The following is a 24,699-nucleotide window of genomic DNA, read 5'->3' as shown; positions in this document are numbered from 1 at the left end:
CTCCAATGGAGTGATGTCGTTTTCGTGTTCGGTGTGACTAGGCGGCTAAGACCGGAACGTGCGGCCTGCCTCGTGCAGTGCGGCGATGCGCGGCGACACGCGATAGCGGTCCTCGCCATAGCTCGCCGCCAGGTTCGACAGCACGCGATGCACGCGGCCGATGCCGATCGCATCGGCCCACGCGAGCGGGCCGCACGGGTAGTTCACGCCCTTCTCCATCGCGAGATCGAGATCGACGGGCGAGCACACGCCCTGGTTCACCGTGTCGGCCGCCTCGTTCGCGAGCATCGCGACGGTACGCATCGCGACCATCCCCGGCACGTCCGCGACGCCCACGACGCGAAAGCCCGCCTGCTGGAACAGGCCGACCGCGTCCGCATACGCGGCGTCGCTGCACTGGAGCGCGCGCGTCAGCGCGACGAGCCCCGCCTGTGCGTAATCGCGGGCGAGATCGACGAGCACGAGATCCGCCACGCCCGTTCGCGCGGCGCGGGCGGTCGCCGTCCGGCCGTCGGTCAGCGCGATCGATGCGCGACCGGCCGTCGCGAGCAGGTCGTCCGGCCGTGCGCCGGCCTGCCGCGCGCCTTCGATACGTTCGGCGAAGCGTGCCTGGAGCGCGGCGGCCGGGCCGTCCTGCGCAAACAGCACGACGTCGGCCGGCGCATCGCACGACGGTTCGAGATCGGGTTCGGGCAGCGTCGCGCCGTCCGCATACGAATAGAAACCACGCCCCGTCTTGCGACCGAGAAAGCCCGCGTTCACCAGTTCCTGCTGGATCAGCGACGGCGTGTAGCGCGGATCGTTGAAGTACGCGCGGAACACCGACTCGGTCACCGCGAAGTTCACGTCGTGGCCGATCAGGTCCATCAGCTCGAACGGCCCCATCCGGAAGCCGCCCGCTTCACGCATCACCGCGTCGATCGACGCCGGTGCGCCGCCCTGTTCGTTCAGCACGCGCAGCGCCTCCGCGTAATACGGCCGCGCGACGCGGTTCACGATGAAGCCGGGCGTCGATTTCGCCATCACGGGTTTCTTGCCCCACGCGGCGGCGGTCGCATAAAGCACCTGCGCGACATCGGGCCCGGTCGCAAGCCCGCTGACCACTTCGACGAGCGCCATCAGCGGCGCCGGGTTGAAGAAATGCAGGCCGGCGACGCGCTGCGGCACGCGCAGCCCGGCGGCGATCGACGTGATCGAGATCGACGACGTGTTGGTCGTGAGCAGGCACGCGTCGTCGACATGACGTTCGAGCGTCGCGAAGATCTCGCGCTTCACGTCGAGCCGCTCCGCCGCCGCCTCGACGATCAGCGCAGCCCCCGCAAAATCGGCCAGCGCGCGCACCGCGCGGATCCGGTTGCCGGCCGCGTCGGCCTGCGCCGGTTCGAGCCGGCCTTTCTCCGCAAGCCGTGCGAACTGCGCACGGATCCCGGCCAGCGCCTTGTCGCACGCCGCTTCGTTCAGGTCGTACAGCAGCACCGTGTGGCCGGCGGCGGCCGCGACCTGCGCAATACCCGCGCCCATCGCGCCGGCGCCGATCACGCCGACGACGGCCGACGGCGCCAGCGCGCCCGAATTCACCGAATGTGCAGAGGAAACACCCATCGCTTGCGATCCGTCATGAAGTGGAAGTGCGAGCAATTATAAACCGACCGGTCGGTAGATTTATGTCAGGGTGAGCCCGAATTTTTCGTGCAAGAGACCGTTACGGGTACCGCAAAGGTAAAAATATTGAAAGATCGGGGCACTTTTTGTAAACCGAAAGGTCAACGTAAGCGTTCGAATATGAGATAGTACCCCCCGAACGCCTGATAAAATTCGACAAACTGACGGATTTCAGGGGGAAACCGCGTGCCGCGCCGCCACCGCCGTCCATCGCCATCCGCCCTTTCGGGGTCGGAGCCGAGCCTCCGGCCCGCGCTTCGTCGCACGTGCTTGCCCCGCCGTCTGCGGGCAGCCGCATCGAACCGTTTCATCCAGCGACGGGCCTCGGCCCGCCCGCGCCCCTCGCCGCCTCACGGCAGCGAACCCAGGGCAGCGCCGTTGCGTGCTGCCACCCTTCGGTTTCATCGTCCTCGTTCGGCGGATAGTACGGCCGGGCTTCGTCCACCCGTGACAGCGCGTCGCGCGCCGCCACTCGCATAAGGAAACCCTCCATGCCGCTCTCGTCCAACCAGCTCCCGCGCTGGACCCTCTGGGCCCCGCTTGCCGCCTGGCTGGTACTCGCGCTGTCGCGCGTCGTGCCGGCCGAAGGTCTCGTCATCGCGGTGTTCGCTGCCGCGCTCGCCGGCGCCGTGTTCGCCGCCGTCCACCATGCGGAAGTCGTCGCGCACCGCGTCGGCGAACCGTTCGGCACGCTCGTGCTCGCGGTCGCCGTGACCGTCATCGAGGTCGCGCTGATCGTGTCGGTGATGCTCGGCGCGGGCCCCGAGAAATCGGGCCTCGCGCGCGACACCGTGTTCGCCGCCGTGATGATCATCTGCAACGGCATCGTCGGCATCTGCCTGCTGGTCGGCGCGTGGAAGCACGGCGAACAGGACTTCCAGGGGCGCGGCGCGAGCAAGGCGCTCGCGGTACTCGCGTCGCTGTCGGTGCTGTCGCTCGTGATGCCGAACTACCTGAGCGCCGCGCCGGGCCCGTTTTTCTCGAAATCGCAGCTCGCGTTCGCCGGCGTCGCGTCGCTCGTGCTGTACGGCGCGTTCGTGTTCGTGCAGACCGTGCGCCACCGCGACTACTTCCTCGCCGCGCACGACAGCGCGAACGAGGCGGTGCACGCGGCCGCCCCGAGCAACCGCACCGCCATCATCAGCATGGTGCTGCTGTTCGTGAGCCTCATCGCGGTCGTGCTGCTCGCGAAGCTGCTGTCGCCGGCCGTCGAGCATGCGGTGATGAAGCTCGGTGCGCCCGAAGCCGCGGTCGGTATCGTGATCGCCGCGCTCGTGCTGTTGCCGGAAGCGCTCGCTGCCGTCACCGCCGCACGCGCGAACCGCCTGCAGACCAGCATGAACCTCGCGCTCGGTTCGGCGCTCGCGAGCATCGGGCTCACGATCCCGACCGTCGCGGCCGTGTTCATCTGGATCGGCCAGCCGCTCACGCTCGGCATCGGCGCGATGGAAACGGTCCTGCTCGCGCTCACGCTGCTGGTCAGTACGCTCACCCTCAGCCAGGGGCGCACGACCGTGCTGCACGGCGTCGTTCACCTCGCGCTGTTCGCCGCGTATCTGTTCCTGTCCATCACCCACTGACGTCCCAATGCGCGCGGCCCGGCGGATCCACTCCGCCGGGCCGCGCGCCGTCTTTCACGTCCCTTCACCTGCCGTCATTCACCCACGCCGCCGTTACTGGACCGGAATTACGAGATGCTGGCCTGCCAGGATCAGGTTCGGGTTCGCGAGGTTGTTGCGGCGCTGGATCTCGCGAAAACGCTGGCCGCTGCCGAGCTTGCTCGCGGCGATCATGTTCAGCGTGTCGCCCGCCTTCACCACGTACACGAGTTCGCCCGACGCGGCCGCGGTCGTCACCGCCTGGTCGCTGACGAAGTACTTGCGCAGCAGCTCGAGGTACTGCGGCGACTGCTTGAGCTTCGCGATCGCGGCGTTCAGGTAGATCAGCAGATCCTGGTCGTCCGCGCGCACGCCGATCTTGTACGCGATGTTCGAGCCGTCGAGCTTGGTCACCGCGAACTTCAGGTCGGTGCCCTTGATCGAGCTGACCGCGAACGGATAGTCGTAGATGAACGCGTCGACCGTATGCCCGTCGATGCTCTTCGCGATGAACGCCGGATCGGAATCGTCGACCTCGACGAATTGCACGTTCGGATACTGGCGCGTGACGAACGCGCGCACGTCCGGGTCGCCCTTCAGGATGCCGACCGTCTTGCCCGCGAGATCGTCGGTCGAGCGGATCGCCGAGCCTTGCCGCACGATCAGCGAATAGCCGAAATCGTCGACGTACGGCACCGAGTAGACGACGCCGGCCGGCGTGTTGTCCGGGAACGTCAGCCCGTCCATCGCGACATCGACCACGTGGTTCCCCTTCGCGTCCGTATCGAGCAGCTGCTTCGGCACGCCCGGGTACGTGTCGACCTCGTGACGCGTATCGACGACGACCGGCTTGCCGCCATGCGAGAACGACGGATCCGCGAACAGCAGCCGCGCGAATTCGACATTGAAACCGTGCGGTGCGCCCTTGTCCTCGCCGAAGAACGGCTCGCTCGGGTTCTGCACCGAGATCCGCACGATGCCGTTTTCGGCAATCGATTTCAGCGCGCTGGCCTGCGGCGTGAAGCCGGCCGGCAGCACGTTGCCCGACGGCGGCGTCTGCGCGGACTGACCGGTGTCGCCGCTTTGCGCGGACGTCGTGGACGAGCCCGCATCATGCGCGGGCATCAGCGTCGACAGGCCGCCCTGATGCACGACCCATACGCCGACGAGCACGACCAGAAACGCGATTGCGCCAAGAAGTTTTTTCATGGTTGAGGACCTGCAGGAAGTTATTGTTGTTTCGACGGCAACTGTGCGGGGTTCGCGGCATCGAGGCCGGGGGCACGGCCGCCGTTCATCACCGCCTGCTGCTGCGCCTGCTTGACCTCGGGGTTATCCATCAGCGACGTCTCCATCTCGGAGAACGCCTTGTTGACCGAACGCATCACCGAATCGACGGCCACGTCGGTCTTGATCTGTTCGAACGTGTCGGACGCCTGCCGGCCCGCGAGCTTGTTCATCTGCTGTGCGGCCTGCGACATGTCCCACATCGCTTTCGCGCGGTCGATCGCCGACGCGAAATTCTTCAGCTCGACCTGCACCTGCTTGTAGCGGCCTTCGCGAAATGCGAGCAGCTGCTTCATCGTGTCGAGCTGCGACCGGAAGCGCGGCGCATCGTCCGGGTACTGCTTCTCGAACAGTTCGGTCTTGCTCTCGAAATTCTTCACCTCGGTACGGAAAGCGGTGATGCTGTCCGCGAACTTCTGTGCGTCCTGGCGCTTTTCCGCGAGCTGGTTGATCAGCGTCTCGATCGGATTCGACTGCGCCTCCTCGACGATCATCCTGACCTTCTGGTTCGCGAATTTCATCGCGACGACCGGCGCGAAATAGATCGCGCCGAGACCGATCACGCCCGCCGCGACCAGCGCGATCACCCCCTTCAGGATGAACAGCGCGGCCGGTGCCGCGATCGCGACGCCGGCGATGATGATCGCCCACTTGATCAGCTTGACCTTGCCACTCCCCGAACTGCCGTTTGCTTCGTCGGAAACCTGCGACATGAGTTTTTCTCCTTGAACCTCGAACCGAACTGCGTACGTTTGCTTTTTCAAGCGCAATCGAAATGCTTCGGACTCCGGTGCCGCCGGGCATTCAGGAAAGCCGGCGGCGAAATGCCAGGGCGGGCGCGAACGGGCGTCAGGAGACGCCGGTGTAGGCGCCGTTCAGGATGCGGTGATCTCGGGTTGCAGATAGCGGTGCGATGCGGCAGGCCGGACCGGCGCCGCGCATCGTCGCGGCCATCGCACGGACGGGAAAGTGTACCGACGCGCGGGTCGAAACGGGATGACGGATACGTGACGCGACGGGCGTCGGGAGAATCGTTGCTGCGGCGGGCCGACGGTGTCGGGGCCGGTATTCCGGTACGAGGGCGTAAAGGCTCATCGTTGTTTTTTTGCGTGTCGCGGGTGCAGGAACCGCGCGGCCGGCGCGTCCCGCTCCAAATGCACGGACGTATCCTGCTCCGACCCGCATGCAGCGTCAAGCGGTCGGCATGGAACCCTTCGTCGGACCGGCCGCCCGTTGCCATCCGTATCGTTCGCGCGACGAAACACGCGTGCGACGGCATGCTTTCAAAATTGAAAGGATTCCTGCAATCGGTGCCCGGGTCACTCGCTCAGGATTGCTTGCCGTCGTGCAGTACAAGCTTCCGGATTGAAAGCTTGTGACACGACGCGAACGCACGACACCGTTACGCCATCGCGCCGCCCTGCTCCCGCGCGAGAAACCGCTCGACCATCGCGTTGAACACCGGCAGCGCGGGGTTGTCGTTGTCCGCTCGCCACGCGAGATACAGCTCGGCTGCGACGTTCACGCCCGCCAGCGGCCGGAACACCACCCCGTCCACGTGAAGCTCGCGCGCCGACGCGGGCACGAGCGCCGCGCCGAGCCCCGCGCGCACGAGGCCGAGGATCGTATGCGTCTGCCCGACGTAGTGCAGGTAGTTCGGCAGCCGCCCGGCGCCCGCGAACATCCCCGAGATCATGTCGTGGAAATACTTGCCCTCGTTCGGCGAATACGCGATGAACGGTTGGCGGTCGAGCTCGTCGGGGCCGATCTGCTCGTAGGCGGCGAGCGGCGCGCCTTGCGCCACCGCGACGAGCATCGGTTCACGCTGCACGAGCCGGTATTCGAGCGGCTGGCGCGCGGCGCGCTGGCGCACGAAACCCGCGTCGAGCATCCGCGACGCGAGTGCGTCGATCTGCACGGTCGACACCATCTCGCGCAATTCGACGTCGACGTCCGGCAGCGCATGCGCCGCGTGCGCGAGCAGCACCGGAATCATCCGGTACGCACTAACGGCCGTGAAACCGAGCGTGATGCGGCCCGCCCCGCCGTGCGCGACGCGCTGCGCGGCCTGCTCGGCCCGCGCGGAGAATTCGAGGATATGCCGCGCGTCGCGCAGGAAGCGCTCGCCGGCCGCGGTCAGGCTGACCTGCCGGCTGCTGCGCTCGAGCAGCGCAATGCCGAGCGCGTGTTCGAGCAGCTGGATCTGCCGGCTGAGCGGCGGCTGGGTCATGAAGAGCCGTTTGGCCGCGCGGCCGAAATGCAGTTCCTCGGCCACCGCGACGAAGCAGCGAAGCTGGTGCAGTTCAATCATCCAATTCTTGAATCAATCGATAGTCTTTTGATGTTAGACGCATATCGATGCGATTTCTATACTCGGTTCCACCTGATGCGCGGCCCGCGTCGCGCACGACGACCGAGACCTTCATGACCATCGACATCCTGCTCACCCAGCCGCTCCCCGACACCATCGACGCCGAACTGTCCGCCCGTTACGCGGTGCACCGTCTGTATGAGGCCGCGCAACCGGACGCGCTGCTCGATCGCGTGGCCGCGCGCATTCGCGGCGTCGTGACCGGCGGTGCGAACGGCCTGTCCGCCGCGCTGATGGATCGGCTGAGCGCGCTCGAAATCGTCGCGGTCAGCGGCATCGGCACCGACGCGGTCGATCTCGACCGCGCACGGGCACGCGGCATCCACGTGACGACGACACCCGACGTACTGACCGACGATGTCGCCGACATGGCGATGGGGCTGATCCTGATGACGCTGCGCGACCTCGGCGCCGGCGAGCGGATCGTGCGCGCCGGCCGCTGGGGCAAGGTGGCCCAGCCGCTGGCGACGCAGGTCACCGGCAAACGGCTCGGCATCGTCGGGCTCGGCCGGGTCGGACGCGCGATCGCGCAGCGTGCGCAGGCATTCCGGATGCCCGTCAGCTACTTCGGCCCGCGCGAGCATCGCGACAGCGGCTACCGCTTCGTGCCCGACCTCGTCGCACTCGCGCGCGACAGCGACGTGCTCGTGATCGCGGCCTCGGCCGATCACGGCAACGTGCTCGTGACGGCCGACGTGCTCGCCGCGCTCGGCAAAAAAGGATTCCTGATCAATGTCGCCCGCGGCAAGCTGGTCGACGAAGCCGCGCTCGTCCGCGCGCTGGCCGACGGCACGATCGCCGGTGCCGGCCTCGACGTGTTCGCGAACGAACCGCGCGTGCCGGCCGCGCTGCTCGAGCTCGACCGCGTCGTCGTACAGCCGCACCGCGCGAGCGCCACGCACGAAACGCGCGAAGAGATGGGCCGGATCGTGCTCGCCAACCTCGCCGCGTGCTTCGCGGGCCAGCGCCCGCCGACCAGCGTCACGGGCTGACCGCCGCGCGGCCTCACGGCCGACATCCTCGTTACGACAACCGATGCCTCCGCACGACGGAGGCCAGGAGACACGCATGTCCAATCGATCCAGCGGCGCGGCCGTCGCCGCGTCGCCCGCCGCCTCGCGCACGATCGGCCGCGTCCGCTATGCGGTCCTCGCGCTGATTTTCGCGGTCACCGTCATCAACTATGCGGACCGCGCGACGATGTCGATCGCCGGCACCGGCGTCGCCCACGATCTCGGGCTGACACCCGTGCAGCTCGGCGTCGTCTTCTCCGCGTTCGCGTGGGCCTATGCGATCGGCCAGATCCCGGGCGGCTGGCTGCTCGACCGTTTCGGCGCACGGCGCGTGTACGGCCTGAGCCTGCTGCTGTGGTCGGTCTTCACGATGCTGCAGGGCACGGTCGGCGGGTTCGCCGTGCAGGGTGCAGCCGCGACGCTCGCGCTGTTCGTCATGCGCTTCATGCTCGGCCTCGTCGAATCGCCGGCCTTCCCGGCCAATTCGCGGATCGTCGCGTGCTGGTTTCCGACCGCCGAGCGCGGCACCGCGTCGGCGCTGTTCAATTCCGCGCAATACATGGCCGTCGTGCTCTTCACGCCCGCGATGGCCTGGCTCACGCATGCGCTCGGCTGGGAACACGTGTTCCTGTGGATGGGGCTGCTCGGCATCGCGCTCGCCGCACTGTGGTTCGCGTGGTATCGCGAGCCGCACGGCCATCCGCGCGTGACCGATGCCGAGCGCGACTACCTGCGCGCACACGGCGCGCTCGTCGACCTCGAGGCGAACCGTGTGCGCCATCGGCCGCGCGTATCGTGGCACGACGTGTCGCAACTGTTCCGCCACCGGAACCTGTGGGCGATCTATATCGGCCAGTACTGCATCACGGCGCTCACCTACTTCTTCATCACGTGGTTCCCGATCTACCTGATCAAGGGGCGCGGGATGACGATCATGGAAGCCGGCTGGGTCGCCGCGCTGCCGGCGATCTGCGGGTTCACGGGCGGCGTGCTCGGCGGCGTGCTGTCGGACTGGCTGATCCGGCGCGGCATGCATCCGTCCAGGGCGCGCAAGACGCCGTTCGTCGCGGGGATGGCGATGGCGACGCTGCTCGTGCTCGCGAACGGCGCGTCGTCGAACGCGGTCGTGATCGCGCTGATGACGATCGCGTTCTTCGGCAAGGGGCTCGCGGCAGTCGGCTGGGCCGTGCTCGCCGACACGGCGCCGGAAGGGATGGTCGGACTGAGCGGCGGCGTGTTCAACGGCCTCGGCAACATCGCCGGGATCGTCACGCCGCTCGTGATCGGCTACTTCGTCGCCAGCACGGGCTCGTTCGCCGGCGCGTTGTGGTTCGTCGCCGCACACGGGCTGATCGGCATCGCCGCGTATGGATGGCTCGCGGGCCGCTTCGAGCGGATCCGGGTCACGCCGGCCGCCTGAACATCGCCGCGGCGTGCCGTCACGCGCGTTTGCGGCCGCCCGGCGTCTGCTCGGTCGTCAGGCGGTCGAGTTCGCGCAGGTCGTTCTCCAGCGCCGGCGTGAGCGTCGTGCGCAGGTGGTCGAGGAACGTGCGGATCTTCGCGTCGAGATAGCGTCGCGTCGCGTAGACGGCATACACGCTCACCGTCTGCAGCCGGTAGTCGGGCAGCACGCGGATCAGCCGCCCTTCGCGGATGTCGTCGAGCACCGTGTACAGCGCGACGCATGCGATCCCGCGCCCGGCGCGCACCGCGACGCACAGCGCGTCCGGCACGTTGACCTGGAACGGCGCCGGCTGCAGCTCGTAGATCGCCTCTTCGCCGTCGCTGCGCTCAAGCCGCCATTCGCTGGCCGGCGAGGCGGGCGTGTCGAGGCGCAGGCAAACGTGGTTCGGCAATTCGCCGGGCGTCTGCGGCGTACCGTGCCGCGCCAGGTATTCGCGCGACGCGACGAGCACGCTGCAACTCGTGCCGCAGGTCTGCGCGACATAACCCGAATCGGGCAGTTGCGACGCCGTCACGATCGACACGTCGTAGCCCTCCTCGACGAGATTCGGCATCCGCTGCGCAAGCGTCAGCTCGACCGACACGTCGGGGTTGTCTTCCTGGTAGCGGACGATCGACGACACGACATGGCTCTGCCCGAGCCCCGTCATCGCATGGATGCGCATCTTGCCGCTCGGCCGCAGCAGTGCATTGCGCGCCTCCGCGTTCGCGTAGTCGATTTCCGCGAGGATCGATTTCGCGCGCTCGAAATAGCGCTCGCCGCTTTCGGTCAGGCCGAGGTGACGCGTCGTGCGATGCAGCAGGCGCGTCTGTACGTGCGCTTCGAGGTTCGATACCGCGCGCGACACCTGCGCGGTGGTCGCGTCGATTTCCTTCGCGACCGCAGTAAAACTGCCGGCTTCGACAACGCGCACGAACAGGCGCATGTTTTCGAGCATGTCCATTGGATTGGCTTGGGGAGAGTCGGTGGGGAGGCGTCGGCGGCGCTCGCGTCAGGTGGGGAACGGAACGCAGCCGCGAACCACGTCGAATCGATCACCGTGCCGGGGACAAGGCGGGAGAGCGGACATCGCGTACGTGGTTCTGGCATGACGGGGGGATTCAGTGGCCCGAATTGTACGCCGCTGCAGACAAATTTGCGCGATTGCCCGGCCACCAGCCTCCCATCCGATGAAAGGTTTTCGCAAGACTTGCCGTCGCGTGCCTGCAACGTCTTGATGCGATGCGGCAATTTGTATCACAACACGATATAATTCCGTTTTTGTCGCCGCACGCATCCGCGCAGTCATTTTTACCGCTCACCCGTCCATGTCGTCAGGCTCCTCTTCGTCGCGCCGCACGTTGCAGCAATGGCTGCACAGCTTCCTTCCCCACCCGATGTCGCTTGGCTGGCGCGAACGTCTGCGCTCATGCACGGGCGCGCTCGTCGGGATCGCGACGGTCGGCGTCACGATGCGGCTGCTGCCCGGCGTGCCGGGCCTCGTGCCGCTGCTGGTCGCGCCGATGGGGGCATCGGCCGTGCTGCTGTTCGCGGTGCCGGCGAGCCCGCTCGCGCAGCCGTGGTCGATCATCGGCGGCAATCTCGTCGCGGCGACCGTCGGGGTCGCATGCGCGCAATGGATCGCCGATCCGATCACGGCCGCCGCGGTCGCGATCGCCTGTGCGATCGGCGGCATGTTCGCGCTGCGCTGCGTGCACCCGCCGTCGGGCGCCGTCGCGCTCACGGCCGTGGTCGGCGGCCCGGCGATCCACGCGCTCGGTTTCAGTTTCGTGCTGGAGCCGATCGCGCTGCAATCGGCGATCCTGTTGTCGGCCGCGCTCGCCTATCACGCGCTGACCGGGCACCGCTATCCGCACGGCGGCGTGCGTCCCGAAGCGAAACCGCAGGCGGGCGGCGCCGCACCGGCGCGCGGCGGCTTCACGCGCGCCGACCTCGACGCCGTGCTGAAGCGGCGCAGCGAATGGCTCGACGTCGATCCGGACGATCTCGAAACGCTGCTGCGCGAAACCGAAATGCAGGCCTATACGCGGACGTTCGGCCAGCTCACGTGTGCCGACCTGATGACGAAGAATGCGATCGAAGTCGCGCCGTCGACATCGGTCACGGCCGCGCTCACGCTACTCGATCGCCACCGCGTGAAGGCGCTGCCGGTCGTCGACGGCGAAGGCCGCCTGACCGGCATCGTCACGCGCGCCGACCTCACGCGCCAGTTGCGCCGCCCGACCCCGCTGTGGCAGCGCCTGTCCGCGCGGCTGCCGCAATCGCTCGGCGGCCAGCCCGCGAGCGTCGCCACCGTGATGACGCGCGACGTCGCCTCGGTGCCGGAAACGCTGCCGATCACGGCGCTCGTGCCGCTGTTCACGCATTCGGGCCACCACCATATTCCGGTCGTCGATGCATCGCGCCGGCTCGTCGGGATCATTACGCAGACGGATCTCGTCACGGGCCTTTATCGGCAGACCCAAATGCTCGAGGCCGCCTAACACGACGTAACGGCCTCCGATACGCGAAATGCATCCATTCCGCGCACGCTCGGCCATTTATATCATGTTGTGATATATTCCACGCTACCGAAACCGACTGACCGACCGCCCCCGATGAACGATACCCGACGCGCGCTGGCGAAAAGCGATTTCCAGCAACTGTCCGAGTTCCGCTACCAGATGCGCTGCTTCGAGCGCTTCTCCGAACGCGCCGCGCAAAGCGAAGGCGTGACGCCGCTGCAATACCTGCTGCTGCTGCACATCAAGGGCTATCCGCATCGCGAATGGGCAACCATCGGCGAAATCGCGGAACGCCTGCAGGCGCAGCACCACGGCGTCGTTGCGCTGGTGACGCGCTGCGAAGCGCTCGGGCTCGTGAGGCGCAAGCCGAGCGAAGCCGATCGCCGCCAGGTCGAAGTTCACCTCGAGCAGGCCGGCGAAACGCTGCTCGCCCGTCTCGCGGCCATGCATCGCGCCGAGCTGAAGTCGCTCAAGGACGCGTTCCAGGTTCCCCAGATCGATTACTGACCCTTGCTCTTTCCACTCCGATGAACGCACCACACAAACGCGATTTCTCGACCAACGAACGCCTGCCCAGGATCGCGTTGCTTGCCGCCGGGATCGGCCTGCTCAGCACGCTCGCCGCGTTCGTGCTGTTGAGCCTGATCCACCTGTTCACGAACCTGTTCTTCTTCCAGCAGTTCTCGTTCGCCGATCACTCCCCCGCGAACAACACGCTCGGTGCGTGGGTGATCGCCGTGCCGGTGATCGGCGGCCTGATTGTCGGGTTGATGGCACGCTTCGGTTCGGAAAAGATCCGCGGCCACGGCATTCCCGAAGCGATCGAGGCGATCCTGTTCGGCAAGAGCCGCATGTCGCCGAAAGTCGCGATCCTCAAGCCGCTGTCGTCCGGCGTCGTGATCGGCAGCGGCGGCCCGTTCGGTGCCGAAGGCCCGATCATCATGACGGGCGGCGCACTCGGCTCGCTGATCGCGCAATGCGTGCACGTGACCGCCGCCGAGCGCAAGACGCTGCTCGTCGCCGGTGCGGCCGCCGGGATGACGGCCGTGTTCGGCACGCCGGTCGCCGCCGTGCTGCTCGCGGTCGAACTGCTGCTGTTCGAATGGCGTCCGCGCAGTTTCCTGCCGGTCGCGCTGTCCTGCGCGGTGGCCGGTTTTGCCCGCGCGGTGTTCTTCGGCGTCGACCCGCTGTTCCCGCTGACGACGGCCGCACCGACGCCCGTCGCGCTGCTGTCGTGCATCGTCGCGGGCCTGCTGTCGGGCATGCTCGCGTGCGGGTTGTCGGCGGCGCTCTACCGCGTCGAAGACGCGTTCGCGAAGCTGCCCGTGCACTGGATGTGGTGGCCGGCGCTCGGCGCGATCGTGATCGGCATCGGCGGCTGGCTCGAGCCGCGCGCGCTCGGCGTCGGCTACGACGTGATCGGCGACCTGCTACACCAGCACATCGCGCTGAAGATCGCGCTCGCGCTGCTGATCGTGAAGGCCGTGATGTGGGTGATCGCGCTCGGTTCGGGCACGTCGGGCGGTGTGCTCGCCCCGCTGCTGATGCTCGGCGCCGGCCTCGGCACCGTGCTGTCGCCGATGCTGCCCGGCGGCGATCCGGCGCTGTGGCCGCTCGTGTGCATGGCCGCGACGCTCGGCGCGACGCTCGGCGCCCCGCTCACCGCGATCGTGTTCGCATTCGGTCTCACGCACGACGCCAACGCGATGCTGCCGCTGCTCGCGGCGACCCTCGTCGCGCACGGCTTCGCGACCATCGTGATGAAGCGCTCGATCATGACCGAAAAGATCGCCCGCCGCGGTTATCACATCTATCGCGAATACGGCGTCGATCCGCTGGAACGCCACGACATCGGCGAAGTGATGACGTCCGTCGACCTGCTCGTCGCGATCGACGGCGCGGCGACGCTCGACACCGTCGAGACGCAATACTTCGGCACGAAGCAGACCCACCGCGCGTACCCGGTCGTGCAGAACGGCCGCCTGCTCGGTCTCGTCGATCGCGCGACGCTCGATGCGCAGCGCGCGCAGGCCGGCGCCGACACGCCGATCTCCGGTGCGTTCGCCGAGCGTACGCCAGCCGTCGCGCTCGCGCACGAAACGTGCCGCGTCGTCGCATCGCGACTCGCGATGCTCGGCCTCGAACGCCTGCCGGTCGTCGACGACGAACAATCGCTGCGCATCACGGGCATCGTGTCGCGCAGCGACCTGATCAAGCCCGCGCTCCAGCACTTCGACGACGAACAGAAGCGCGAACGCTTCCGTCCGATCGTCCCGGCCAACTTGCGCGACGCCGGCACCCGCAAGGCCGGCTGACGCCTTCAGCGTGCGCGGCGCCCCGGCCGCGCACCGCTTCCTTCCCGCTCCGCTACACGATGCGGCTCGCCTCGCGCGCGCCGCATCGCTTTCCGCCGCTTTTCCCGTTTGAAGTTGGTTAACAATTCGACAGGCGAAAGTTTGTCATCATGGTGCTCATGCGACGGGGCCATCAATCAGCCATTCCACTTCGCCATCCGATAAAGAGTCGCGGCACGGCATGGACACACATGCCGTTCGCCACGGCCGACACCTCACCACACGACCAGTCAGCGCGCGGATCGCGCACCGCATGACGTCGCGCCGCATCCGACGCATGCCGCGCCGCAACAAAGCGCACAGCATCCGAGTCGCCATTTGGCAAGTGCGTTAACAACTTGTTTCGGAATAGCCGGAACCGTGCTCGCCCGATGCGATCTCACTAGCACGCAGTACTGCTGCGCATCCCACTCAATCAATCACGACTCGAGGGAGATAACGTGAACGCGAAATACTTACCGCTCATCGCATTGACCGTGGCATTTTCTGCTCATGCAGCCGATTCTGCCCTGCAGAACGTGGGACAAAGCCAGAAGCCCGCCGACCAGGTCGCGCAGTGCATCGCCAAGACGTGGGCCGACAAGTCGCAACAACAGGTGACGTCGCAGTACGAACTGGCGAACGGCCTCGCGATGGCCGTCTACGCGCCGGGCCAGCAGCCGCCGAACGGCGCTGCCGCCGTGGTGCGCCCGGCCAACGCCGCCAACGCGAAGACCTGGGTCGGTTTCCGCGGCGGCGATGCATCGTCGGCCGGCGACATCAACGCCTGCCTGTAACGAGAACAGGCGCTCCGGATGGCCTTGCGCCATCCGCTTGTGACAAGCCCCGCTTCGGCGGGGCTTTTCTTTTGCTGACGCCTGCGCTTACAGGTAGCTGCAGACGTAGTCGAGCGTCTCGAGCACTTCGATGTCGAAGCGGCTCTTGCCCGGCACCGAGAACGACTCGCCGGCGCCGTAGGTCTGCCATTCGCTGCTGCCGTCGAGCTTCACGCGACACTTGCCCGCCTGCACTTCCATCAATTCGGGAGCATCCGTGCCGAAGTTGAGCGCGCACGGCAGGATCACGCCGAGCGTCTTGCGCGTGCCGTCCGGGAAGAGCACGGTATGCGACACGCACTTGCCGTCGAAATAGACGTTCGCGCGCTTGACGACCGATACGTTGTCGAATTGGGTTGCACTGGTCATGTGATGCCTCTGATTGCTGGATGCCGGATGGCGATAGTGGTTGGCGGCGGCCAGCCGGAACGGCGGGCCGGCCGCTATGATACCGGCTCGTGCGACGTGCGCCGGAATGGCCTCTCACTTGCGGTGCGCCGGACTCAAAATCCTCAGGATAACGATACAATTCCCGGACAGGATCGACTCACCGCAGCCCCTTGCGTCGCGCGGAATCGCGCAGGCAGTCGAGCAGCATTGCCGCGGCCGGCGTCAGCGGGCTGTCGCGGCGCGTGATGACTTGCACCGAGACGCCCGGCAGGCGCTCACGGATCGGGAGTATCGCAAACTGGTCGCGCGCCCATTCGTCCTGCAGCAGTTGCTCGGGCATCGATGCGATCAGGTCGCAGCCGATCATCAGGTTGCGCGCGAGCCCGAAGCTCGGGCATTCGACGACGCGCGCCGGCACCGGCAGCCCGTACGCGACGAACGAATTGAACAGCACCTGCGTGGAGCTTTCCGGAGACGGATTCATCAGCCAGTCGGCATCGACGAGATCGGCGAGCGACGTGGCCGACGCGAGCGGATGCCCCTTGCGCGCGACGATCAGCGAACGGCTCGCATAAAGCTCCGCATGATCGAACTCGGCCGCCAGCAGCTCGGGCACGACGACGGCCACCGCGAAATCGAGCGACCCGTCGTGCAGGCGCGGCAGCGCGACGCCCGGAAACCCTTCGATCAGGTTGACGCGCGCGACCGGAAAGCGACGCCGGAACGCGCGAAACGCATCGGGCAGGATCGTCACTGCCGCCGCCGGCGTGATCGCCGCCGCGACGGAGCCCGTCATCGCGCCCTGCGCCTGCTCGATGTCGTCGCGGGCGCGCTGCATTTCGGCGACGATCAGCCGCGCGCGCACCTGCAGTTGCTGGCCGAACGCGGTGAGCTGCACGCCGCGCGCAGTGCGCACGACGAGCGAGACGCCAAGCGCGATCTCCAGCTCCTTGACCGCCTTCGTCAACGCCGCCGGCGACACGTTCAGGCGCCGCGCGGCCGCACGGATGCTCCCTTCTTCCGCAACGGTGACGAACGCTTTCAGCTGATGATATTTCATGGCGGCAACGCGTGATCCGTGGAAACCCTGTGCGTCACGGCGCGCGCCGGCTCAGGGTATTCCCGAGCGGCAACCTGTGGTGTGCACCAAAGCAATTTATCAGCTTCTGGTACGCAAAAGAAATTTATATGCTTGCTCGTCATATGCGCGTCAAACGCCCTTTCGGCCCCACAGGAGACACCATGTCGCAAGCCGTGAACCCCGTCATCCCCGGCATCGCCGCGATCGCCCCAGAGCTGGTCGAGGTGCGCCGCCGCATCCACGCTCACCCGGAACTCGCGTTCGAAGAGACGCTCACGAGCGATCTCGTCGCCGAGCTGCTCACCGGCTGGGGCTACGAAGTGCATCGCGGCATCGGCAAGACGGGCGTGGTCGGCGTGCTGCGCGAAGGGCAAGGCACGCGCACGGTCGGGCTGCGCGCCGACATGGACGCGCTGCCGCTCGCGGAAGCCACCGGCCTGCCGTACGCGAGCCGCCACGCGAACAAGATGCATGCATGCGGTCACGACGGCCACACCGCGATGCTGTTGTGCGCGGCGCGCCACCTCGCGGCGACGCGCCAGTTCTCCGGCACGCTGAACCTGATCTTCCAGCCGGCCGAGGAAAACTTCGGCGGCGCGAAGGCGATGATGGACGACGGCCTGTTCGACCGTTTCCCGTGCGACGCGATCTTCGCGATCCACAACATGCCGGGCCGTGCGGCCGGCGACATGGCGTTCCGCACCGGCGCGGCAATGGCATCGGCCGACCGCGTGACGATCACGCTGCGCGGCGTCGGCGGCCACGGTGCGATGCCGCATTTCGCGCGCGATCCGATGTCGGCCGCGGGCAGCCTCATGGTCGCGCTGCAGACGATCGTCGCGCGCGAGGTCGACGCGCAGCATGCGGCCGTGATCACGGTCGGCAGCGTGCAGGCCGGCGAGACGTTCAACATCATTCCCGAAACCGTCGTGATGAAGCTGTCGGTGCGCGCGCTGAATGCCGACGTGCGCGCGCTGCTCGCGCGCCGCATCGAAGCGCTTGCGAAAGGCCAGGCCGAAAGCTTCGGCGTCACCGCTGAAGTCGACTACGACTACGGCTACCCGGTGCTCGTCAATCACGCGGAACCGACCGCGTTCGCGGCCGGCATCGCAAGCCGGATGCTCGGCGCCGAGCGCGTCGAAACCGAAGCCGCGCCGCTGATGGGCAGCGAGGATTTCGCGTTCATGCTCGAGGCGCGCCCCGGCTGCTACGCGTTCATCGGCAACGGGATCGGCAGCAAGGGCGGCTGCATGGTGCACAACCCCGGCTACGACTTCAACGACGACATCCTCGCGATCGGCGCGAGCTACTGGGTTCGCGTCGCCGAAGCCTGGCTCGCGGCCTGACGGCCCTTCACCACACAGTTTCGCGCTTATCGGGGGAACCCCATGGATACGTCCGCCCTTCCGTTCGCCGGCTCGCCGGTCGATGCCCGCGCCGCCGCGAAGAAACGCCGGCTGATCGCGGCCGCCGCCGTCGGCAACGCGCTGGAGTTCTACGACTTCACGGTCTACAGCTTCTTCGCGATCCTGATCGGCAAGCTGTTCTTTCCGGTGCATTCGCCGTTCGGGCAGTTGATGCTCGCGGTCGCGAGCTTCGGTGTCGGCTTCGTCACGCGTCCGCTCGGCGGGCTCGTGATCGGCATGTATGCCGATCGTGCGGGCCGCAAGAAGGCGATGATCCTCACGCTGCTGCTGATGGCGCTCGGCACCGCGACGATCGCGGTCGCACCGACCTTCGCGCAGATCGGTATCGCAGCGCCCTTGCTGCTCGTGCTCGCGCGCCTGCTGCAAGGGTTCGCGTCGGGCGGCGAAGTCGGTGCATCGACGACGCTGCTGCTCGAACAGGCGCCGCAGCATCGGCGCGGCTTCTACGCGTCGTTCCAGTTCTCGAGCCAGGGGCTCGCCGCGCTCGCGGGTGCGCTCACCGGCGTGGCGCTGACGTCGACGCTGAATGCCGCGCAACTCGAAAGCTGGGGCTGGCGCGTGCCGTTCGTGATCGGCACGCTGTTCGTGCCGATCGGCTACTGGCTGCGCCGCACCGTCGAGGAAGTGCCGGCTGCCGCACCTGCCGCCGCGCACGACGAGCCGGTCGCATCGCTGCCGCTCGCCGACGTGCTGCGCCATCACGGCAAGGCCGTGTTCGCGGGGCTCGGCGTGACGATCGGCGGCACGTCGATCCACTACATCATCGTGTTCTACATGGCGATCTACGGCGTGCAGGTGCTGCACCTGCCGACCTGGCTGTCGATGACGGCCGGCTGCGTCGCCGGTGCGATCCTGATGCTCGTGACGCCGATCGGCGGCCACCTGTCCGACGTGTACGGCCGCAACCGGATCGTCTGGTGGACACGCATCGTGCTGATGGTCGCGATCTATCCCGCGTTCGTCGCGCTGAACCGCTGGCCGGGCGCCGTGTCGCTGCTGTCGATCATCGCCGCGCTGTCGATCGTGCACGCGATCAACATCGGCGCGACCGGCGCGATGCTCGGCGAGCTGTTCCCGCGTGCGGTGCGCGCGACCGGCGGCGCACTCGTGTACAGCGTCGGCGTCGCGATCTTCGGCGGGTTCGCGCAGTTCTTCGTGACCTGGCTGATCGCGGCGACCGGCAATGCGAACGCGCCTGCTTGGTATGCGATCGGTTGCGGCGTGATGACGCTGCTCGCGATTCGCTGCATGGATGAAAAGGCCGGGAAGGCGCTCGACTGACCGGCGGCCGATGCGGCCGACGTTGCCGCATGCCGCAAACGAAAAAAGGCACGGGTGCAACCACCCGTGCCTTTTTGCGTCTCTGGCGCTACCCCGCTCAGAACGTATGCATCATCCCCACATACGCGCCCGTCTGCGACTCGCCCGTCATCGGGCTCGTGCCCGACGTCGCGTCGCGCGGCGTCGCGAGCAGCGAGAAGTTGGAGTTGCCGCCGTTGCGCACGTACGCGACCGTGCCGTACAGGAACGTGCGCTTCGACAGGTTGTACGTGGTGCCGAGCACGTACATCATCGCGTGGCCCGACGGATCGTGCGACGCATCGCCGCCGCCGTCGCCCACCTTCACGTAGTACCCGCCGCCCGTCACCGCCCACTGCGGCGTGGCCGCGTAGGTCGCGCCGAGCCAGTAGTGATCGGCGCGATCGGCGACGCCGGCCGGGCTGTCCGGCGCCTGGTAGTGCGTATACGCGCCCTGGATCTTGAACTTCGACACCTTCACGTTCGCGCCGACGAAGTATTCGCGCGACGCCGTGAAGATGTTGCTGAACTTGCCGTTGTTGTCGCGCAGCTCGTCGTAGATGCCGCGCATGTCGAATACCGCCGAATGGTACGAGATCATGATCCCGTCCGAGCGGCCGAAATCGTCGGCCGCGCCGTAATTGAAGCCGCGCGACTGGTTGCCGAACGCATACTGCGCCTGCACGTCGAAGCCGCCGATCACCGGGCTGTGATATTCGATGTTGTTGCTGGTCTGCTGCCAGTTGCGGCCGCGTACGAGCGATGCGGACGAAAATGCCTGCTGGACGAACGGATCGAATTCCCACACGCCGTCGCTGTCGATGAACAGGTTGCGGCCGGCCTGCAGCTGGCCCCACGTGTCGCTCTTCAGCCCGACGTATGCGCGCCGCGACCACATGCGGCCGCCGCCCGTCTGGCCGTTCATCACCTGGAACGCGGTTTCCAGGTCGAAGACCGTCGACAGCCCGCCGCCGAGATCCTCGAAGCCCTTCAGGCCGAACATGCTGGTGCCCCAGTCGCCGCTTTCGGCGCTCCAGCGCGACTTGCTGCCGCCGTTCGGCTGGGCGATGTGGTTCAGGTATTCGATGCCGCCGTCGATCCGGCCGTACAGCGTGACGCTCGTCTGTGCAAAGGCAGCCGCCGGTGCAGCGGCCGCAATCAGCCATGCGAAGTGTTTAAGTCGCAAAATGATGCCCCCTCGGAGTCTCGGCCGTCCGACGCGCGCCCCATGCGCGCGCCTCGGGCCTGCTTATCCGCGATCGATCGAAAAACGCCCGGGGCCGGCCGCGCAGAGCGCGAGCAGACCGCCCGAGATCGCGATGTTCTTGTAGAAATGAATCATGTTGTTGATCTGCTCGCCGCCCGTCATCGTCCAGTAGTGGTGGCCGATGATGGCGGTGCCGATCGTATACAGCGCAAGCAACAGGGCAAGCGGCCGCGTCTGGAAACCGACGAGGATCGCAATCCCGACGAACAGCTCCATCACGACGGCGATCGCCGCGGACACAATCGGTGCAGGCGCACCTTCCGAGCCCATGAACGCGATCGTACCGGGGAAGTCGACGATCTTCTTCCAGCCGAACATCACGAACAGGATCACGATCAGGATTCGGGCAAGCAGCAGCAGCACATCGCGCTGGGACGCGAGAAACGGTTGATTCGGTGTCATGGTCTCGATCAACGAAAACGATGCGCGACCGGCGCGCACCGGATTGCCTGTGAACCAGGACGGGCGGCCGACTGCGCCGCCCGCCCCGCTCTGCAACAACCGGCATCGGGGCCCGCCCGATGTGCTGTGCTCCTCCTCTTGTCCGTTGTCGCCCTGCTTCGTCGCGCGCGCGTCAGCGCAGCTTCGCGACGTCCTGCTCGGTCACCTTCGCGGCCGGGTTGCCGAACTGCCCGGTCAGGTAGTTGGTCAGCGCGGCGATCTGCGCATTCGACAGCTCGTGACGGAACGCCGGCATCCCGACGTCCTCGCTGCCGGCCTTGCGCTGCACGCCGTTCAGGATCACCTGCACGAGGTTGGTCGGATTCGATGCGCCGACCGTCGAATTGTGGAACAGCGGCGGGTAATAGCCGTCCGGCGTGCCCTTGCCCTGCATCTGGTGGCAGGTCGCGCAGTTGCCGAGATACAGCCGTGCCGGATCGATGCCCGACGACGCGAGCGTGACGCCGCGCAGCTTCAGCCCATCCTCGGCCGGCTTGCCCCACGACGAGCGCGACTGCTTCGCGTCGCCGCCGGCGACGGCCGGCACCGTATGGATGTACGTCGAGATCGCGCCGATGTCGGCCTCGGTCATCTTCGAGAAGCTGTGCTCGATCGCCTCGGCCATCGGGCCGGCCGCCTGCGCGAGACCCGGCACGCTGCCGGTACGCAGGTACTGGACGAGTTGCTGCTGCGTCCAGCCGCCGATCCCCGCGTTCGGGTCGGACGTGATGTTGTAGCCGTCCCAGCCCGCGAGCACCGAGCCCGACAGGAAGCTGCCGCCCGTTTCATCGAGCGACTTCTCCTGCATCGCGACGCCGCGCGGCGTGTGGCAAGTGCTGCAGTGCGCGAGGCCCTGCACCAGATACGCGCCGCGGTTCCACTCGGCGCTCTGCTCCGGCTTCGGCTGGTACACGCCGTCCTTCAGGAACAGCCAGTTCCAGATCTTCAACGGCCAGCGCATGCTCAGCAGCGCGGGGATCTCGTTCTTCGGCGGCGCCTGCTTGACCGGTTCGACACCGTGCATGAAGTACGCGTACAGCGCCTGCACGTCGTCGTCGTTGATCTTCGCGTACGACACGTACGGCATCGCCGGATACAGGTTGTCGCCGTTCTTCGCGACGCCGTGGCGCACCGCCCGCTCGAAGTCGTCGAACGTCCAGTTGCCGATGCCGGTGTCCGGATCGGGCGTGATGTTGCTCGAATAGATCTTGCCGAGCATCGGCACCGGCATGCCGAGACCGCCCGCGAACGGCTTGCCGCCCTTCGCGGTGTGGCATGCCATGCAGTCGCCCGCGATCGCGAGGTATTCGCCGCGCTTGACCTGCGCCGGATCGGCCGAATCGGCCGCGCGCACGAGACCCGGCAGCGCGAGGCAGCCGGCGAGGAGGAAGGTGAGAGTAGATTTCCGCACGGTCAGACTTCCTTCTTCAGCGTGTCCGACATCCGCAGCGCGAGCGCCGCGATCGTCAGCGTCACGTTCACCGTACCGACGGTCGGCATCGTCGAGCTGCTCGAAATGAACAGGTTCGGATGGTCGAACGTGCGGCAGTCCTTGTCGACGACCGAGTCGCGTGCATCCGCGCCCATGATCGTCGCGCCCGTGATGTGGTTGTTCGGCGCAAACTCGTCGTTGAAGACGACTTCGGTGCCGCCCAGCACCTTCGCGGCCGTCGCGTAGACCTCGCGCGTGTGCACGGCGCCGCGCTTCACGTAATCGTCGATCGCATACGTGATCTCGGGGCGCGGGATGCCGATCGCGTCGGTGGCCGTCTTGCTCGGCACGATGCGGTTCTCGGGCTGCGGCAGGATTTCGTGGAAGCAGTCGAACTGCACGTAGCGCGCGGAACGGTCGCGGATCTGCGCGTCGAGCTCCTCGGGCTTCATCAGCTTGCCGCCCTTGAAGATCTTCTGCGTTTCCTGGTTGATGCACGACATGTTCGACAGGTGGATCTTCTTCGCGGCTTCGGTCGCGCGGAACGGGCCGTCGCGGAAACCGATCAGCGACGTCATCTCCTGCGGGCCGCGGCCCGGCCACAGCTTGTCGTTCGCGTAGAACGACACGCCGGTGCCAGGGTGGTCCATCAGGTTGCGGCCGACCATGTCGGAGCTGTTCGCGACGCCGTTCGGGAAATCGCGGTTCGCGGACATCAGCAGGATCTTCGGCGTCTCGATGCCGTTCGCGGCGAGCACGAAGTACTTGCCCTCGACCCGATGGTCGGCGCCCGTCTTGTCCTTGTAGATCGCGGCGACGATGCGCTTGTCCGGCCCGGTCTCGAGCTTGTAGACCACAGCGCTGTCGATCAGCTTCGCGCCGGCCTGCTCGGCCTTCTCGACGTGCACGATGCCGTTGTACATCGCGCCGATCGGGCAGATCGGCATGCAATTGTTGTTCCCGCAACAGGTCGGCCGGCCATCGTACGGGCGGCTGTTGCGCGCGACAGGCTCGGTCACCACGTGGAACTTCGGGTCATAGCCGTTGAGCGCGCTCTTGATCGTCTGCTCGTTGAACGACAACGGCAGCGGCGGCATCGGGTACGGCTCCTTGCGCGGCGAGTACAGGTCTTCCTCGGGGCCCGGGCCCCACACGCCGAGCTCTTCCTCGGCACGCTGGTAGTAATGCTCGATGTCGTCGTACTGGATCGGCCAGTCGCGGCCGACGCCGTACACCGTCTTCATCTTGAAGTCGTGCGGGATGAAACGCCACGCCGACGCGGCCCAGTGCCACGTCGTGCCGCCCACCGCGCGGATGTACTGCGAGTTGAACTTGTGCTCGCCCTTCAGGATCAGGTAATCGTTCGGCGGGCCGTATTCCGGATGCGGTGCCCAGGCGCTCGACGGATACGGCGCCATGAAATCGGTCTTGTCGACCTGGTTGCGAAAGCGCTCGACGATTTCCCAGCGCGGCATGCGCGGGCCGGCTTCCAGCAGGATCACCGACTTGCCCGCCATCGCGAGCTGGTGGGCAACGATCGCGCCTGCGACACCCGATCCGACGACGACGACGTCGGCCTTTTGCGTATCGGTATCGGCCATCAGGCTTGCCTCTCGATCGGTTTTTCGGCCCAGAAGCCGGGTTTGTTGGGGCAATACGAAGGAATCACGAGCGTATCGGATACGACACTGAACATTAATGCTTCTTCGTAGGTAATCACGACGTTGTCGACGATGCCGAGATACCACGCTTCGAGAATCTTCAGCGCGAGCGCTTCCTGATCGGGATTCAGCGAACCGGACGCGAGTGCGCCGGCGAGTTGCGGCAGGCTGTCGGCCGTCTTGAACGAGCCTTTCTGCAATGCCTGCAGGAAGCGTTCGCCGAGCACGCGGCTCAGCCCCTTCTTGCCGGTCAATGCTTCGGAGAGCGTCATGAACGTATCGAGCGGCGCAGTGCCGGGATCGTCTGCCAGGGCCCGCAACGCCAGCGAGCCCGTGAGGCCTGCCGCCGTCAGCGCCAGTGCGCCCTGCAACCATTGACGCCGCGTGATGCCGCTTGCGGCTGCGTCGCTTTCACGACGCGAGTGGGGAGTGTTGTCGTTGTGCATGTTTCCTTCTCTCGAACACCGGATTCGGGAAAACCACGCTTGATATTTCTCAAACATTGGCGCGGACCTGAAATGTACGCGCACAAATCGGATCGAACAATCTTTTTATAGTCCATTAAATGTTCCGCAATCCGAGACAATCGATTTTTCGTCGCATTTTTGTGTCGTCGACGCGACAAATCTGCG

The 24,699-nt window shown here is 66.7% G+C and carries 21 protein-coding genes; 9 read left to right on the top strand and 12 right to left on the bottom strand.

Annotated elements, in window-relative coordinates; genetic code table 11:
- Nucleotides 1-45: 45 nt before the first annotated feature.
- On the bottom strand, nt 46-1,602 hold the full coding sequence (locus tag AC5LXK_RS22755) for a 3-hydroxyacyl-CoA dehydrogenase (protein ID WP_493393733.1): 1,557 nt from the start codon (nt 1,600-1,602) through the stop codon (nt 46-48).
- 551 nt (nt 1,603-2,153) lie between these two features.
- On the opposite strand from AC5LXK_RS22755, the gene AC5LXK_RS22750 reads away from it, so the two are divergent.
- Nucleotides 2,154-3,242, top strand: a complete 1,089-nt coding sequence (locus tag AC5LXK_RS22750; protein WP_493393732.1) for a calcium:cation antiporter — start codon at nt 2,154-2,156, stop codon at nt 3,240-3,242.
- 93 nt (nt 3,243-3,335) lie between these two features.
- Here the strand turns inward: AC5LXK_RS22750 and AC5LXK_RS22745 are convergent, their stop codons facing one another.
- From AC5LXK_RS22745 to AC5LXK_RS22735, 3 genes are all read right to left on the bottom strand, one after another.
- Nucleotides 3,336-4,469, bottom strand: a complete 1,134-nt coding sequence (locus AC5LXK_RS22745) for a transporter substrate-binding and LysM peptidoglycan-binding domain-containing protein (protein WP_493393731.1) — start codon at nt 4,467-4,469, stop codon at nt 3,336-3,338.
- 20 nt (nt 4,470-4,489) lie between these two features.
- Nucleotides 4,490-5,260 (bottom strand): hypothetical protein, encoded by a 771-nt coding sequence (locus AC5LXK_RS22740; protein WP_493393730.1) that lies wholly within the window; start codon nt 5,258-5,260, stop codon nt 4,490-4,492.
- Nucleotides 5,261-5,949: 689 nt separating this feature from the next.
- Nucleotides 5,950-6,858, bottom strand: a complete 909-nt coding sequence (locus AC5LXK_RS22735) for a LysR family transcriptional regulator (protein ID WP_493393729.1) — start codon at nt 6,856-6,858, stop codon at nt 5,950-5,952.
- 113 nt (nt 6,859-6,971) lie between these two features.
- On the opposite strand from AC5LXK_RS22735, the gene AC5LXK_RS22730 reads away from it, so the two are divergent.
- Together AC5LXK_RS22730 and AC5LXK_RS22725 are read left to right on the top strand one after the other, a co-directional pair.
- Nucleotides 6,972-7,910, top strand: coding sequence for a 2-hydroxyacid dehydrogenase (locus AC5LXK_RS22730; protein ID WP_493393728.1), 939 nt, complete (start codon nt 6,972-6,974; stop codon nt 7,908-7,910).
- A 76-nt stretch (nt 7,911-7,986) separates the two neighbouring features.
- Nucleotides 7,987-9,351 (top strand): MFS transporter, encoded by a 1,365-nt coding sequence (locus tag AC5LXK_RS22725; protein WP_493393727.1) that lies wholly within the window; start codon nt 7,987-7,989, stop codon nt 9,349-9,351.
- A 19-nt stretch (nt 9,352-9,370) separates the two neighbouring features.
- Here the strand turns inward: AC5LXK_RS22725 and AC5LXK_RS22720 are convergent, their stop codons facing one another.
- The gene (locus AC5LXK_RS22720; protein ID WP_493393726.1) at nt 9,371-10,339 is read right to left on the bottom strand and encodes a LysR family transcriptional regulator; all 969 of its coding nucleotides are present in this window, start codon (nt 10,337-10,339) and stop codon (nt 9,371-9,373) included.
- A 364-nt stretch (nt 10,340-10,703) separates the two neighbouring features.
- Between AC5LXK_RS22720 and AC5LXK_RS22715 the strand changes: the two genes are divergently transcribed.
- From AC5LXK_RS22715 to AC5LXK_RS22700, 4 genes are all read left to right on the top strand, one after another.
- Nucleotides 10,704-11,879, top strand: coding sequence for an HPP family protein (locus AC5LXK_RS22715; RefSeq protein WP_493393725.1), 1,176 nt, complete (start codon nt 10,704-10,706; stop codon nt 11,877-11,879).
- A 114-nt stretch (nt 11,880-11,993) separates the two neighbouring features.
- Complete coding sequence (locus AC5LXK_RS22710) at nt 11,994-12,407, top strand: MarR family winged helix-turn-helix transcriptional regulator (protein ID WP_493393724.1); 414 nt, start codon at nt 11,994-11,996, stop codon at nt 12,405-12,407.
- A 20-nt stretch (nt 12,408-12,427) separates the two neighbouring features.
- On the top strand, nt 12,428-14,215 hold the full coding sequence (locus tag AC5LXK_RS22705; RefSeq protein WP_493393723.1) for a chloride channel protein: 1,788 nt from the start codon (nt 12,428-12,430) through the stop codon (nt 14,213-14,215).
- Nucleotides 14,216-14,694: 479 nt separating this feature from the next.
- Complete coding sequence (locus tag AC5LXK_RS22700; RefSeq protein ID WP_021162025.1) at nt 14,695-15,030, top strand: hypothetical protein; 336 nt, start codon at nt 14,695-14,697, stop codon at nt 15,028-15,030.
- 87 nt (nt 15,031-15,117) lie between these two features.
- On the opposite strand, the gene ppnP is transcribed toward AC5LXK_RS22700, so the two are convergent.
- Both ppnP and AC5LXK_RS22690 read right to left on the bottom strand, forming a co-directional pair.
- A complete protein-coding gene (gene ppnP / locus AC5LXK_RS22695) occupies nt 15,118-15,438 on the bottom strand; it encodes a pyrimidine/purine nucleoside phosphorylase (protein WP_006478890.1) in 321 nt (106 codons plus the stop codon).
- Nucleotides 15,439-15,616: 178 nt separating this feature from the next.
- Nucleotides 15,617-16,519 carry a LysR substrate-binding domain-containing protein gene (locus AC5LXK_RS22690; RefSeq protein ID WP_493393722.1) on the bottom strand — a complete coding sequence of 301 codons (903 nt, stop codon included), beginning with the start codon at nt 16,517-16,519 and terminating at the stop codon, nt 15,617-15,619.
- Nucleotides 16,520-16,701: 182 nt separating this feature from the next.
- On the opposite strand from AC5LXK_RS22690, the gene AC5LXK_RS22685 reads away from it, so the two are divergent.
- Together AC5LXK_RS22685 and AC5LXK_RS22680 are read left to right on the top strand one after the other, a co-directional pair.
- Nucleotides 16,702-17,886: a M20 aminoacylase family protein gene (locus AC5LXK_RS22685; RefSeq protein WP_493393721.1), complete on the top strand. Its 1,185-nt coding sequence runs from the start codon at nt 16,702-16,704 to the stop codon at nt 17,884-17,886.
- 42 nt (nt 17,887-17,928) lie between these two features.
- Nucleotides 17,929-19,248 (top strand): MFS transporter, encoded by a 1,320-nt coding sequence (locus AC5LXK_RS22680; protein ID WP_493393720.1) that lies wholly within the window; start codon nt 17,929-17,931, stop codon nt 19,246-19,248.
- A 97-nt stretch (nt 19,249-19,345) separates the two neighbouring features.
- Here AC5LXK_RS22680 and AC5LXK_RS22675 read toward each other — a convergent pair whose 3' ends face one another.
- The 5 genes from AC5LXK_RS22675 to AC5LXK_RS22655 form a co-directional block, all read right to left on the bottom strand.
- On the bottom strand, nt 19,346-20,452 hold the full coding sequence (locus tag AC5LXK_RS22675) for a porin (protein WP_493393719.1): 1,107 nt from the start codon (nt 20,450-20,452) through the stop codon (nt 19,346-19,348).
- Nucleotides 20,453-20,515: 63 nt separating this feature from the next.
- On the bottom strand, nt 20,516-20,935 hold the full coding sequence (locus AC5LXK_RS22670; RefSeq protein ID WP_493393718.1) for a DoxX family protein: 420 nt from the start codon (nt 20,933-20,935) through the stop codon (nt 20,516-20,518).
- Between the two features lie 172 nt (nt 20,936-21,107).
- Nucleotides 21,108-22,385 carry a c-type cytochrome gene (locus AC5LXK_RS22665; protein WP_493393717.1) on the bottom strand — a complete coding sequence of 426 codons (1,278 nt, stop codon included), beginning with the start codon at nt 22,383-22,385 and terminating at the stop codon, nt 21,108-21,110.
- A gap of 2 nt (nt 22,386-22,387) precedes the next feature.
- Nucleotides 22,388-24,007 carry a GMC family oxidoreductase gene (locus AC5LXK_RS22660; protein ID WP_493393716.1) on the bottom strand — a complete coding sequence of 540 codons (1,620 nt, stop codon included), beginning with the start codon at nt 24,005-24,007 and terminating at the stop codon, nt 22,388-22,390.
- Complete coding sequence (locus AC5LXK_RS22655; RefSeq protein WP_034187895.1) at nt 24,007-24,513, bottom strand: sugar dehydrogenase complex small subunit; 507 nt, start codon at nt 24,511-24,513, stop codon at nt 24,007-24,009. The genes AC5LXK_RS22660 and AC5LXK_RS22655 overlap by 1 nt, the downstream gene beginning before the upstream one ends.
- Nucleotides 24,514-24,699 lie beyond the last annotated feature (186 nt).

Source organism: Burkholderia pulmonis, assembly GCF_984667975.1.
This window is presented reverse-complemented; position numbering and strand designations above follow the sequence as displayed.

Excerpts from the sequence above, each read along its gene's own strand:
- AC5LXK_RS22755 (WP_493393733.1), bottom strand. The coding sequence starts at position 1,602 with ATGGGTGTTTCCTCTGCACATTCGGTGAATTCGGGCGCGCTGGCGCCG.
- AC5LXK_RS22750 (WP_493393732.1), top strand. The coding sequence starts at position 2,154 with ATGCCGCTCTCGTCCAACCAGCTCCCGCGCTGGACCCTCTGGGCCCCG.
- AC5LXK_RS22745 (WP_493393731.1), bottom strand. The coding sequence starts at position 4,469 with ATGAAAAAACTTCTTGGCGCAATCGCGTTTCTGGTCGTGCTCGTCGGC.
- AC5LXK_RS22740 (WP_493393730.1), bottom strand. The coding sequence starts at position 5,260 with ATGTCGCAGGTTTCCGACGAAGCAAACGGCAGTTCGGGGAGTGGCAAG.
- AC5LXK_RS22735 (WP_493393729.1), bottom strand. The coding sequence starts at position 6,858 with ATGATTGAACTGCACCAGCTTCGCTGCTTCGTCGCGGTGGCCGAGGAA.
- AC5LXK_RS22730 (WP_493393728.1), top strand. The coding sequence starts at position 6,972 with ATGACCATCGACATCCTGCTCACCCAGCCGCTCCCCGACACCATCGAC.
- AC5LXK_RS22725 (WP_493393727.1), top strand. The coding sequence starts at position 7,987 with ATGTCCAATCGATCCAGCGGCGCGGCCGTCGCCGCGTCGCCCGCCGCC.
- AC5LXK_RS22720 (WP_493393726.1), bottom strand. The coding sequence starts at position 10,339 with ATGGACATGCTCGAAAACATGCGCCTGTTCGTGCGCGTTGTCGAAGCC.
- AC5LXK_RS22715 (WP_493393725.1), top strand. The coding sequence starts at position 10,704 with ATGTCGTCAGGCTCCTCTTCGTCGCGCCGCACGTTGCAGCAATGGCTG.
- AC5LXK_RS22710 (WP_493393724.1), top strand. The coding sequence starts at position 11,994 with ATGAACGATACCCGACGCGCGCTGGCGAAAAGCGATTTCCAGCAACTG.
- AC5LXK_RS22705 (WP_493393723.1), top strand. The coding sequence starts at position 12,428 with ATGAACGCACCACACAAACGCGATTTCTCGACCAACGAACGCCTGCCC.
- ppnP (WP_006478890.1), bottom strand. The coding sequence starts at position 15,438 with ATGACCAGTGCAACCCAATTCGACAACGTATCGGTCGTCAAGCGCGCG.
- AC5LXK_RS22690 (WP_493393722.1), bottom strand. The coding sequence starts at position 16,519 with ATGAAATATCATCAGCTGAAAGCGTTCGTCACCGTTGCGGAAGAAGGG.
- AC5LXK_RS22685 (WP_493393721.1), top strand. The coding sequence starts at position 16,702 with ATGTCGCAAGCCGTGAACCCCGTCATCCCCGGCATCGCCGCGATCGCC.
- AC5LXK_RS22680 (WP_493393720.1), top strand. The coding sequence starts at position 17,929 with ATGGATACGTCCGCCCTTCCGTTCGCCGGCTCGCCGGTCGATGCCCGC.
- AC5LXK_RS22670 (WP_493393718.1), bottom strand. The coding sequence starts at position 20,935 with ATGACACCGAATCAACCGTTTCTCGCGTCCCAGCGCGATGTGCTGCTG.
- AC5LXK_RS22660 (WP_493393716.1), bottom strand. The coding sequence starts at position 24,007 with ATGGCCGATACCGATACGCAAAAGGCCGACGTCGTCGTCGTCGGATCG.
- AC5LXK_RS22655 (WP_034187895.1), bottom strand. The coding sequence starts at position 24,513 with ATGCACAACGACAACACTCCCCACTCGCGTCGTGAAAGCGACGCAGCC.